Below are 12,320 nucleotides of genomic sequence, written 5' to 3' on the forward strand. Positions count from 1 at the left end.
CACTTCTATCTGCCGCAGCAGGTTCACTACCTGCTCAGGCGTATGCTTCTTCCGCCGTGCCATCGTTCGCTCCTTGATTGCCAGTTTCTATCAAAGCAACTGGTTCAAAAAACGCCGGGCACTCCAATATGAATTGAACTCGGCTTTCCACTGAGTCTCATTGATGAGCTGCCCATGTCCCAGCTTTGCCTTTAGGTGCTCGATGTCTTTATCAACGTCGCCCCTAATGTTGGCAATCTCAGTGGCGTGATCGTTCGTCCTACTGGTGTTCCATAGTGTGAATCCACCGGAAACCACTGCCACGATCAATGATGCGCTTGCAGCTATTCCTGCGTCCGTCATATCCGAGCCTCGAACCTGATCATGCTCTACTCCATTCATTCTTGATGATCTTCGGCCTAGATGATTACCTTCGAAGGTTGTCATACCTTGAAGATGATCATGCTAAGTCCTTTATTTATCGAAGATCATCATTATATGAAGAGTAGAGAAGGTTCGGATGATTTCCTTCTGAAGATGATCATTGGGGATCGCAAAAATTCCAACGCACCTGATCGTTGGCCGGGCCTAAAAAGCTGCTGGAATGGGCAAACATCACCTGCATTGATGGCGCACGCATTGCATTGTTGCTGACATTGACGCACAGCGAGAGCAGCGATTGATCCAGGCAGCTAAGATATTGCAACCACACATAGTTAGATGGGAAGACAACGAATCGAGCTGCTTTGCGCGCACCATCGAGCGTTGTCAGATGAAAGCGCCGATCTCACAAGCTCTATGACGTGCCTATGACGTGTGAACATCTGTAACGTGTCACCATTTGCGCTAAGTTGTTGATTTGATTGGCGTCCCCGACGGGATTCGAACCCGTGTTACCGCCGTGAAAGGGCGATGTCCTGACCACTGGACGACGGGGACGCTGGTGTGGAAGCCGCATGGCTGCGACTCTTCTAAGGTTATCCTCTGCGAGCCATGATGTCAAAGACCCGGACAACGCAATGGAGCGGCGAACTTAACGCGGTATAGAACGCATAGGCAAACGTCCGGAGCGCACGCGTCGACGAACGTCTGCGTACTGCAGCAGGATGAAGCTGTCCGTCATACCTGCAATGTAGTCAGCTATCACTCGAGCCAGCCCTTCGGACTCGACCTCAGGTTGGTAGGCTTCAGGCAGTTCGTCCGGTTCCGCAATCCAGAAATCGAAGAGCTCCGTTACAACCTCCTCAGCCTTGGAGTGCTCCAGTTCGAGCGCCGGGCAGGTGTACAGCGTGTCGTAGAGATACTTCTTTTCCTGCAGCCGCTCAGACTCAGCCTGCTGCGAGAAGACCGCGACGCGATAGTCCAGGACTCGGATATCCGCGAGTGTCGCAGCAGCGGCAGTCGCGACGTTTTGCGCAGTCGTCTGGATCAAGTCGAGCGTCAACGCCTTCTGCATGCCCTGCAGTGCGTCGTGGAAGATATACTTCTCCTCAGCTCCCGGATTCAGCGCTGCGACGGCCTCGAAGCTGCGACGAAGGATATCGACATGCGCGCAGATGTGACGGATGTCGAGCAGGCCTGACTCGACGCCATCGTCCAGATCAGCCGTCAGATAAGCAATCTCATCGGCGAGATCAATGATCTGAGCCTCCAACGGTGGGCGCTCGCCGAGGAAGTACTCGGACAGCCACGGATAGTCTGCGGGACGGTAGTCGCGTGAGTGCTTGATAATCCCCTCTCGCGTGCCGAGCGTGAGGTTGAGGCCACGATGCCCTGCATAGCGCTGCTCAAAACGCTCGACGATACGGAGGGCGTGCAGGTTGTGATCGAAGCGCAGACCGTGAGCCTGGAGACAGCGATCAAGAGCTCGCTCACCGGCGTGACCAAAGGGGGGATGACCTATGTCGTGTACCAGCGCGAGGGTCTCGGCGAGGTCCTCGTTGAGACCAAGCGCAGAGGCGACATGGCGAGCCACCTGAGCAACCTCGATGGTGTGCGTCAGGCGACTGCGAAAATGGTCGGAAGCTCTGCTTGTGAAAACCTGGGTTTTACCCGCGAGGCGCCGAAATGCGCGCGATTGCACAACGCGATCGCGGTCTCGCTCGAAGGCAAGTCGATCGTCCCCAGATGGCGCTGGATAGGCACGCACTGCGAGGAGATGCTGCTCTTCGCCAAAGACACCGCAGGCATGAAGATCAAGGTTCATTGCCTTCGAGTGTAGCGTGACTCGATCAGAATTATGCACTACGGCTTCGCGGTAGAGGTTGGAGCGGTAGGTCCATGCGCAAGCCGTACGCGCGTCGTTTCGAGCTTGCGCTGCACCTTGGCCACGTCTGCCGGGTCAGCCTCAGGCAGAAGCGATGTCTGATACGAAGCAAGCGACTTTTGCCACTCCTCCACGGCCTGCTGCAGCTTGCCGTTGCGCGCGAAGATCTCCCCGCTATGGTCCAGCACCGCTGGATCGTTGGGCATACGAAGAACAGCCTTACGTGAATAGTCATCAGCAAGCGCATACTGTCCCTGTTTGTAGTAAGCCCAGGCGAGCGAATCTAGGTAAGCACCATTCTGCGGATCAAAGGCAACGGCCTTCTTCAACAGAGTTACGGCCTCATCGAGATGCGTTCCACGGTCCGCGAAGAGATAGCCCATGTAATTCTGCAGCGCAGCATTGTCAGGCTCGAGAGCAAGCCCCTTGCGGAGCAGCGCTTCAGCCTGATCGTAAAGTTTCTGGCTTTCAGCAAGCGTTGCGCGCGAGTAATAAACGAAGACCTTCTGCTCAGGCTTGGTCGAGATCGCCTCAGCCTTATCGAGCGTCAGAGCTGCATCCTTCCAGCGCTTAGCTCGGACCTGGATGTCAGAGATGGTGAAGAGAGCATCGCGATCATCAGCGGTCCCCTTTAGCTGCGCATTCGCAATCTTTAGGCCTTCGTCCACCTTGCCATTATCGGCTAGTTGACTGGCGTAGCTTAACTGCACATCATGGTTGGCAGGCATTGCCTTCGCAGCATCTGTGGCGACCTGTAACGCAGCCTTCCAATTGTGCGCATCACGGTAGGACTGCACCTGGCCATCGATACCGCGGTAGGCATAGTCTCCACCAAGAGCGGCGAGTTGCTTGTACGCTTCAACGGCCTCGTCGGTGCGACCCGCCTCGCGGCAAACGATGCCGAGGCGATCGAGGAAGATCGAACGGTTGGTGAGTTCGCCGTCGGAATACTTGCCATCGGTGGATGCGGTTGCTGTGAGGATTGCGCGCAACGTCTGAATGGAGTCGTTGTAACGGCCAAGCGCGTCGTAATCGAGCGCTTGGTTGAAGCTCAACTCAGGATTTTCTGCCACAAGCGATTGAGCAACCTTCAAGGTCGCGAGCGACTTCTCGTAATCGCCCTGCTGACGCTGAATCTCAGCCTGATGAATAAGTGCCTGCGGGTCTTGCGGATCGGTGCCCAGAATCTGCGTGTAGATCTTCGACGCTGCATCCATCTGTCCGGCAGCTGCCAGTGCAGCAGCTAAGCCACGCTTGGCGTCCGTGTTATCGGGATCGACGTTGAGCGTTGCCTGATAGGCAGCAGCGGCTTCCTTCGGCGACTTCAGCGTGTCATACAGACCAGCCAGCGCAAAACTCTCGCGTGCGGTGCGGTCCGATTCCGGTACACCGGTAATCACATCGACCGCATGGTGCAATTCACCCTGCTCAGAGTACAGACGAGCCATGCTGAGCACGACTTCCTCAGAGTTTGGATCGATCTTCTGCGCTTCCTTGAACTGGCCTTCCGCCTTGAGCGTGTCGTGGTTCAAGCCATATAGCTGGCCGAGCAGTAGACGTGTCTCTAGATCCTTCGGCTTGAGCGCGACGATCTTCTCGTACTCTTTGATCGAAGCCTGCAGCATGTCATTGGACTGAGGTCCCTGTCCGTCGCCAAGCGAGCGGAGATAGACGCGGCCGAGCAGCTCGTGCGCTTCCACATCGTTCGGATGCTTCGTGACCTGATCCTGTGCGGCGGAGACGGCCTCGCGAATACGACCAAGGCGGAAGTACAGCTGCGCGATACCATCCTGCAGCGGAGCCGAGTTTGGGTCAGCATCCATCGCCAGCTTGTACTGCTCGATGGCCTGGGTCGCGAGATCCTGGCGACCGTTCGAGACAGCCTGATTCTCGTACATCTTCGCCAGCCCGTAGTGGTAGTAAGCGGCAGCGCGGTCGGTTGTAGCGGACTTGGTCGCAGTAGGCGCAGGAGTTGCGGCTGCCGGCGTAATGCGCTGCTTCAAAACCTGGGCCGAGAGGTACGGTGAAGCGACGGCGGAACCCAGAAGAGCGACGGATGCTAACGACAGCAGAGGGGCGCGGAAGGTTCCAGACATACGGTAAAGGTCCTCGAGAAGCGTAAAAGCCGGGCATCCCGGCTTTTACGCAACGTACTTATTAGTTTAGACGTACTTTACAGCCTAAAGATGCCGTCTGCCCATTCCTCTTTTCGCCTCATCCATGGCGGAAGTGACGGATGCCGGTGAAGACCATCGCGATGCCCAGCTCGTCGGCCTTCGCGATAACGTCTGCATCCTTCACCGAACCGCCGGGCTGGATGATCGCCGTGGCGCCTGCTTTGGCGATGGTCTCGAGGCCGTCCGGGAACGGGAAGAAGGCATCGGAAGCGGCAACCGTACCAGTGAGCGGCAGCACAGCCTTCATCGCGCCGAACTTCGCGGCATCGACACGGCTCATCTGGCCTGCACCCATGCCGACAGACTGACCGAAGCCGTCCTGTTCGCGGGCGTAGACGATGGCGTTGGACTTGACGTGCTTGCAGACCTTCCAGGCGAAGAGCAGCGTGGACAACTCCTCGGGTGTCGGCTGACGCTTGGTGGGGACGGTGATGTTCTCGGCCGTGACCGGAGCATGGTCCTCGTCCTGAACCAGGAAGCCGCCGGAGATCTGCTTGACGACCTTTGATGGCGCGGCAGGTTCGATGACCAGCACTCGCAGGTTCTTCTTGGCTGCAAGCACGGCGAGCGCCTCTGGCGTGAAGCCGGGAGCGACGATGGCTTCGACGAAGAGCTTCGCCATCTCGACAGCGGTCGGCTCGTCGACGACACGATTGACGCCGATGACGCCACCAAAGGCCGAAAGCGGATCGGCCTCGAGTGCTCGCAGATATGCCTCGACCGGAGTTGAGCCCTGACCGACACCGCAGGGATTCGTGTGCTTGATAATGGCAACCGCACACTCTTCAAACTCGCTGGTGAGGTTCCAGCAGGCGTCGAGATCGACGAGGTTGTTGTAGCTGAGTTCCTTGCCCTGCAGCTGCTTCGCATTCGCGATACCCAGCGCCGAGCCGTCGGAGTAAAGCGCAGCCTTCTGGTGCGGGTTCTCGCCGTAGCGCAGCGGGTTCTTCAATGTCGAGACGATGCGCAGCGTCGGAGCCGGAGCTGTTGACTCCTTTGCGAGGGCCTCCAGCGTGTTGGCGATCGCGGTGTCATAGGCAGCGGTGGTGGCAAAGGCTCCGCGAGCAAGACGAGCGCGGGTTTCGAGGCTGAGCTTGCCGTCGTTGGCCTTGAGCTCTTCGATCAGCGCTGTGTAATCCTCAACGTTCGTGACAACGGCTACGTCTTCGAAGTTCTTTGCGCCGGAGCGCAGCATCGAGGGGCCGCCGATGTCGATGTTTTCGATGATTTCGTGGAACGCAACGCCTGGCTTGGCGGCTGTCTTCTCGAAGGCGTACAGGTTCACCACGACCATGTCGATGGGCAGGATGTTGTGCTCGTTCACTGCTGCGACATGTGCAGGGTCTTCACGACGATGCAGCAGACCGCCGTGCACCTTGGGGTGCAGCGTCTTTACTCGGCCATCGAGCATCTCCGGGAAGCCGGTGAGGTCCGAGATGTCGGAGACCTTCAAACCGGCATCGCGAAGGGCCTTGGAGGTGCCGCCCGTGGAGACGAGGTCCACGCCGTGTGAGGCGAGGGCGGTAGCGAAGTCTACAAGTCCGGACTTATCGGTAACGGAAAGAAGGGCGCGGCGAACAGGCTTAAATCCACTCATTGCCTTCTATTTTAGAGCAGCCGCTGAGGCTGAAATCCTCAGCGGCGCGACGAAGTTGGCTCGGCAACCGGCTTCAGGGCCTCGGTATGCACCTTGCCCACGGCAGCAGACGGCATGTTCACCCGCAGCAGCGCTGCAAAGGTTGCGGCGATATCGACCGGCTGGGCCGGATCGAGATACGTTCCCGGCTTGAACAGAGAGCCGTAAAAGGCAAGCGGAACGTGACGATCGTACGAGTAGGGCGTGTAGTGGTTTGTGCCGGTTCCGCCGTGTCCGCCGGACATCTGGAATATGCCGGGAGTGACCATGATCCACCAGCCGCCGTTGGTGGTATAGCTGTGCTGGATGAGGTTGCCCTCTTCGGTGTTTGGCACCTGACCCGCGGCGATCTGGGTCTTGGTGTAGATGTGGCGAAGGATTGCGGGACGCGGACCGTGGCTGTCTGGTGCGGCCTTTAGAACGTCTTGCTGCGCCTTGTCGAGAGCGGATGAGGCGAGATCAGCGACCATCTGTTCGGCCTCCGCTTCGCTGATCTTCAACTTCTCAAAGGTCTGCCAGTCGAGTTGGATGTAGGGCAGATCGCCGCCGAGGATGAACCGCTGGTGCTCCTTCGGTGAGAGCTTCGCGTTCAGTTCCTTGTCGATCTCCTTATTCATGTCTCCGGGCGAGAAGGTAGCTGCGGGCATTCCCTCTTTCCAGGCCATAGCGGGCGATGGCGAGACGCCGTGATCGCCGGTGACGGCAATCCAGACATTCTGCATTCCGCCCTGAATGTGCGCTTGAAGGAAAGCGACGAAGTCGTTGAGCTGCGGGTCAATGGCGTCAATCAGAGCGCGCTGCCGCGGGTCGTCGGGGCCAACCTGATGACCGAGGATGTCGGTGGAGGAGATGCTGAGTGTAAGGACGTCCGTAGTGTCGTGCTGACCAAGCTTCTCGTTCGCGATGAGAGCCTCGGCGAAGTCGAGTTCGTACTGAACGCCTTCGGGCGTCGCACCGACCTTCTCGTAGAAGTCTCCCGTGGTGTTGCCCGACTGCTTGCGGGCGTCGGCAATGCGTGGGCTGCCATTGAAGTCTACGACCCATTGCGGTAGTTTCTTACGCCAGTAGGTCGAGGTGACAAAGCGACCGTTGGCATGGTCGATCCAGTACGCGCCTTCGCTGGCGTGGCCTGAAGTGAGGATCGCGGCGCGGTCCTTGAGCGAAACGCCAAACAGGTGCGCCTTACCACCGGTTCCCAGAACCACCTCATCACCTAATGTCGAGGCAAGCTCGTTACGGGGCGAGGCTCCGCTGGAGGCATCGCCTGCCGCACCGACGAGCGGGTAATCGGCATCGTCGACTGACGAAAACATGTGCGTGGTCGAGCGGTTCAGGTCCCACCAGTCGTTCACGGCGATGTTGTGGCCGTTGGTGTACGCCCCTGTGCCGATGGAGGAGTGGCCGGGAGCGGTCATCGTGTTGGCGTAGCCGTAGTAGCACTCGGGAAAGTACGCGCCCTGCTTTAGGAAGAGGTTGAAGCCGTTGGGCGTCTTGAAGTCGTCGCGAAAACGGTCGAGGTAGTCGCCACGGAACTGATCGAAGACCAAAACGATGACGAGTTTTGGCTTCCCATCGTAGGCGCTGGCGCGAGCGATCGGTGCAAACGCGGGGGCAAGGATCGACAGGAGCGAGACGGCTGCGGCTAGGCTCTTCTTCATAAGCCTTCGAGTATATCTCGACACGAACGTCCATCCTCAAGCTGACCAGCTAGAATGACTAGGTATGTTAGATCTGGCATTTGTGCGGGCAAACCTCCCGCTGGTTGAAGAGAAGCTGCGCCTGCGTGGTGCGGATACGGACCTGCTTGCAGGGTTTACGGCGATTGATGCCGAACGGCGCACCGCGATCACCGAGGTGGAAACGCTGAAGGCACAGCGCAATGCCCTGTCGGCGGAGTTCGGCAAGCTGAAGCGCGAGGGCAAGGATGTTGCCGCGATCAGCGCACAGACCGGCGAGCTTAAGGCAAAGACCGAGCAACTGGAAGCAACTGCGAGTGCTGTTGATACAAAGCTGCGCGAGCTGATGCAGGGTATCCCGAACCTGCCGCACGACAGCGTTCCCGCCGGCAAGAGCGAGCACGACAACGTCTGCGAGAAGATTTGGGGCGAGCCGACGAAGTTCGATTTCGAAGCCAAGGACCACATCGAGCTCGGCGAAGCGCTGGGTATGGTCGACTTCGAGCGCGGAGCGAAGATCTCCGGGTCACGGTTTGTCGTTCATTTTGGCGCGGGCGCTCGGCTGGAGCGCGCACTAGCGAACTTCATGCTCGACCTGCACACGCGCGAGCATGGTTATGCCGAGGTTTTGCCGCCTTTCATGGTGAACTCCAAGAGCCTGTTCGGGACCGGCCAGCTGCCAAAGTTTGCGGAGGACCTGTTCCACTGCGATGACAAGCTGTATGAGCCGGGCGTGTCGCAGGACAGCGATCACTGGCTGATTCCGACGGCGGAGGTGCCGGTGACGAATCTCTTCCGCGACGAGACGATCGATGTGAGCAACGGCGCGATCAGCTTTGTGGCTTACACGCCGTGCTTCCGCAGCGAGGCGGGGAGCTACGGACGGGACGTACGCGGCATGATTCGCCAGCATCAGTTCCAGAAGGTGGAGCTGGTGAAGTTCTGCAAGCCCGAGGACAGCTACGACGAGCATGAAAAGCTGACTCGCCACGCGGAGACTGTGCTGGAAAAGCTGGGACTTCCCTATCGCCGGATGCTGCTGTGCACGGGCGATATGGGCTTCAGTTCGGCGAAGACGTATGACCTGGAGGTCTGGGTTCCGGGGCAGCAGACGTATCGCGAGATCAGTTCGTGCTCGAACTTCGAGAGCTTCCAGGCGCGGCGGGCGAACATTCGCTACAAAGCTGCGGGCGAGAAGAAGAGCGAGTTCGTGCATACGCTGAACGGCAGCGGATTGGCTGTCGGACGGACGTATCTGGCGATTCTTGAGAACTATCAGCAGGCCGATGGGTCTGTACGAGTGCCCGAGGTGCTAGTGCCTTACATGGGTGGCGAGACGGTGATTACGAAGCAGGTGTTAGGACGGGCCATATGAACATCTTCAAGCGGTACATCTTCTGGACAGAGCCTCGCGGGAACCTGCACTACGACGTGATGGTGACGGTGATTCTGCTGTTCCTGTTCGTCTCGCCGCATTACATCAACTTCAAGGCGAAGCCGGTTCCAGATGCGCCGCTGGCGGAGAATTCGGTGCTGGTAAAGCCGCTGGGCAAGAGCCAGTTTCTGTACGAGATTCCGATTGCGCAGCTGCAGGGGGCGACGAACGACGACGCGCGGCAGCAAGCGATTCTGAATGTGGTCGAGTCGATGTCGGGGCCGACGAAGGTAGAGCAGTTCTCTGCCGTGCATAACGGTAAAGGCAGCGTTGTGGCGTATGACGCGGTGGTGCGCCGCACAAACCCTTAGAGCTTTTGGAGCGTCTGAAGTGAAGATGAAGAGCTTACGTGTACTGGCGATCTCGGGACTGATGATGGCGATGAGCGGTGTTGCGAGCGCGCAGAACTCGCCGCAACTGACAGCGCTGCTTGCAAAGATGGATGCTGCGAGTAAGACGTTCAGGAGCGCGCAGGCCGACTTCAAGTGGGAAAACTATCAGCGCGTGGTGCATGACACGTCGACGCAGACGGGAACGATCTACTTTCAGCGCGATGGCGCAGCGACCGATATGGGCGCGGCAATCAAGGATCCTGGTGCGAAGCTGATTGAATACAAAGGCGGTCTGCTGAAGGTTTACGATCCAGGTCCGGATCAGCTGACGGTGATTCACGCGGGCAATAATCAGGCCGAGTATGAAAGCTTTCTGACGCTTGGCTTTGGTGGAAGCGGCAGCGATCTGGAGAAGACCTGGAACATTACCGATCAAGGTGCGGAGACGATCGATGGAGTGCAGACTGAGAAGTTGGGTCTCGTTGCGAAGGATCCGGCAGCGCAGAAAAACTTCAAGTCTGTGACGATCTGGGTTGATCCTGCGCGTGCGATCAGTTTGAAGCAGTTGTTTGTTACGCCTTCAAACGATACGCGGACGAGTTATTTCACTAATGTTCGCCTGAATGGCTCGATCGACAAGGGCAAGTATGCGATCAAGACGACCAAGAAGACGCAGGTCGTGAACCACTAAAGGGGGACCCCCATACTTTTGGCCTAAAGTCTTGATCTACGCCGACTTAGCTGTGCATAAGGTCTGCCGTGCTGTGTTCTATCGAAGCTCTGATTACGTCCAAAAGATGTCACGCCTGCTGCGAAAAAAGCAGATTCCCTGCGGGAATGACAAGGAGAGAAGTTTGGCTGGAAGGTGACCGGGCTTAGTCAGAAGTTTGCTAGTTCGAAAGACTCACAAACCCGGTCAGTTCCCTTCCTTCTATTTCTATTTTAGCAGGTGGAGCGGAGTAAACATCCAACTAGATTCTGGGCGCTTAGTGCCCTGTTTGCATAGGGTTAGGGCTGATCGCGTCGCCTCTGGGGCTTGACAGGAAACTGGCGGCAGCGAAGAGGAAGACGACGGGGAAACACTCGAGGACGTAACGGGGTTCGGAGTTGTCGAGGGTGAGCAAGAGAGCGGCCCGGAGCAGGAAGAACGTCGCGATTGCCAGCAGGATGGTGGATCGGTGGCGAGCCAAAGCCTTGAACCAGCGCAGGAGGCCGATAAGGGCCGCGATCAGGTAGGCGGCATCGAGGAGCGCGTAGAGCAGAGCGAAGGTGGAGGCATCCGGATGAGGTGGGAAGTTCCACCAGTCCATGGGGAGCGCGAGGAGTTCGGTGCGGGGGCGTAACCACATGTCGGCGAGGCGGGCGACGGGCATGGTGATGTAGTAGTTGAAGGGATGGGCTGCAATGCGCTGTTCTGCAAGCCGTTCAAAGGCGGCGTCAAAGGCTGGGGTTTCGGACTGGCTGGCGTTGTAGCGGTCGAGGAGAGCGACGGTTTCTGCGCGCTGGGCGGGGGTGTCGAAGGCGCGGGGGGGGACGCTGGCGAGGGTGATGGGGGCGCCGTCGTAGTTCCAGTAGACATCGTAGGTGGATTTGAAATCGATGCCCCAGGTGCGGAACCAGCGTTGGAAGCTGAGGTCGACGGTCTCGTCGGGGTCGTTGGCGTAGCGCGGGGCGAGGGGCTGGATGACGTGGAAGACGCGGTAGTTGCGGACTCCCCAGATGAGCAGGGGAAGCACAATGACCAGGCTTGCGGTGAAGGCTGGGGCAAGGCGTTGGGTCAGGGTGCGGTTTGGGGTGCGGAAGGTGAGCCAGAGCATGGCGGGGATGATGGCGGCGGCGAGCAGACCCTGGTCGGGACGCACGAGGACGGCGAAGGCGCAGGCCAGGCCGATGAGGAGGGACCAAGGAGAGTGGGAAGTGAGGAGTGAGAAGTGGTAAGGAGAGGAGCCAATGCGGGGGGCTCTCCGCTCCGCTTTGCTGCGGTCGAGAGGACGGGGATCCTGCGAACCTACCCTCGATGAATGCGTCTGTGGGCGGCGGTAGGTGGTGGCGAAGCGTTCCAGGGCGAAGAGGGCTGCGGAGACGCAGAAGATGCTGACGGTTTCGGTGAGGGCGGCGGCGGTGTAGTTGGCGGTGAAGGGGCAGAGGGCGGCGAGCCAGAGAGTGATGAAGCCTGCTCGGGGATGAAAGAGGCGGGCGGCGAGGAGGCCGAGCAGAGCGCAACCGAAGAGGTCGAGGGCGATCTGGATAAGGACGACGGCGAGGTAGTTGTTGTGGCCGAAGAGGAGGAAGCAGGCGGCGAGGAAGAGCGGATAGCCGGGCAGGCGGATGAGGGTGGGTTGCAGTGTCTGGCTGAAGCCGAAGACGTGATGGCGGAGCATGTTTTCGGCGAGGTCGCCGTAGATGAGGGTGTCGCCTACCCACATGGGGTGGAAGCGCAGGAAGACGAGGCGCAGAAGCAGGCCGGAGAGGAGCGCTGCGGCGGCGATGAGCTGGGTCTTCTTACGCACAGGCATTAGAGAGCATCATATAAGGCAAGTGGGAAGTGGTTAGTGGGAAGTGGTTAGTGAGAAGTGGTTAGGTGCAAGAGCAGGTCTCCACTTCGCATCGCTGAAGCCGCGATGCTTCGGTCGAGATGACATGGTTTGGGTGGTTTCGAGATGCAGATTCCTCCGCTGCGCTGCGGAATGGCAAAAGAAGGCAAGAGCAGATTCCCTTCGGGAATGACAAACAAAAAATAGTTATGAAGAGGAAGTAGACGTAAAGAAACTTTGATCCGTTGACTCCACCAGTTTAGGTACCTACCATGGCAATACAGC

The 12,320-nt window shown here is 58.6% G+C and carries 8 protein-coding genes and 1 tRNA gene; 3 read left to right on the plus strand and 6 right to left on the minus strand.

Annotated elements, in window-relative coordinates; genetic code table 11:
- Nucleotides 1-843: 843 nt before the first annotated feature.
- The 5 genes from OHL14_RS04560 to OHL14_RS04580 form a co-directional block, all read right to left on the minus strand.
- A tRNA-Glu gene (locus OHL14_RS04560) sits at nucleotides 844-918 on the minus strand.
- A 94-nt stretch (nucleotides 919-1,012) separates the two neighbouring features.
- Nucleotides 1,013-2,185: a deoxyguanosinetriphosphate triphosphohydrolase family protein gene (locus tag OHL14_RS04565; RefSeq protein ID WP_263378141.1), complete on the minus strand. Its 1,173-nt coding sequence runs from the start codon at nucleotides 2,183-2,185 to the stop codon at nucleotides 1,013-1,015.
- Nucleotides 2,186-2,223: 38 nt separating this feature from the next.
- Nucleotides 2,224-4,341: a tetratricopeptide repeat protein gene (locus OHL14_RS04570; protein ID WP_263378142.1), complete on the minus strand. Its 2,118-nt coding sequence runs from the start codon at nucleotides 4,339-4,341 to the stop codon at nucleotides 2,224-2,226.
- A gap of 118 nt (nucleotides 4,342-4,459) precedes the next feature.
- Nucleotides 4,460-6,019 carry a bifunctional phosphoribosylaminoimidazolecarboxamide formyltransferase/IMP cyclohydrolase gene (gene purH / locus OHL14_RS04575; protein WP_263378143.1) on the minus strand — a complete coding sequence of 520 codons (1,560 nt, stop codon included), beginning with the start codon at nucleotides 6,017-6,019 and terminating at the stop codon, nucleotides 4,460-4,462.
- A gap of 38 nt (nucleotides 6,020-6,057) precedes the next feature.
- Nucleotides 6,058-7,716: an alkaline phosphatase family protein gene (locus tag OHL14_RS04580; RefSeq protein ID WP_263378144.1), complete on the minus strand. Its 1,659-nt coding sequence runs from the start codon at nucleotides 7,714-7,716 to the stop codon at nucleotides 6,058-6,060.
- Between the two features lie 64 nt (nucleotides 7,717-7,780).
- Here OHL14_RS04580 and serS point away from each other — a divergent pair, with 64 nt between their 5' ends.
- From serS to OHL14_RS04595, 3 genes are read left to right on the plus strand one after another with little or no spacing between them, the layout of a single operon-like run.
- Nucleotides 7,781-9,109, plus strand: a complete 1,329-nt coding sequence (serS, locus tag OHL14_RS04585; protein ID WP_263378145.1) for a serine--tRNA ligase — start codon at nucleotides 7,781-7,783, stop codon at nucleotides 9,107-9,109.
- Nucleotides 9,106-9,480 carry a hypothetical protein gene (locus OHL14_RS04590; RefSeq protein ID WP_263378146.1) on the plus strand — a complete coding sequence of 125 codons (375 nt, stop codon included), beginning with the start codon at nucleotides 9,106-9,108 and terminating at the stop codon, nucleotides 9,478-9,480. The genes serS and OHL14_RS04590 overlap by 4 nt, the downstream gene beginning before the upstream one ends.
- 25 nt (nucleotides 9,481-9,505) lie before the next feature.
- The gene (locus OHL14_RS04595) at nucleotides 9,506-10,192 is read left to right on the plus strand and encodes a LolA family protein (protein ID WP_263378147.1); all 687 of its coding nucleotides are present in this window, start codon (nucleotides 9,506-9,508) and stop codon (nucleotides 10,190-10,192) included.
- Between the two features lie 295 nt (nucleotides 10,193-10,487).
- Here the strand turns inward: OHL14_RS04595 and OHL14_RS04600 are convergent, their stop codons facing one another.
- The gene (locus OHL14_RS04600; protein ID WP_263378148.1) at nucleotides 10,488-12,017 is read right to left on the minus strand and encodes an ArnT family glycosyltransferase; all 1,530 of its coding nucleotides are present in this window, start codon (nucleotides 12,015-12,017) and stop codon (nucleotides 10,488-10,490) included.
- Nucleotides 12,018-12,320 lie beyond the last annotated feature (303 nt).

Source organism: Granulicella paludicola, from assembly GCF_025685545.1.
Lineage (GTDB): Bacteria > Acidobacteriota > Terriglobia > Terriglobales > Acidobacteriaceae > Granulicella > Granulicella paludicola.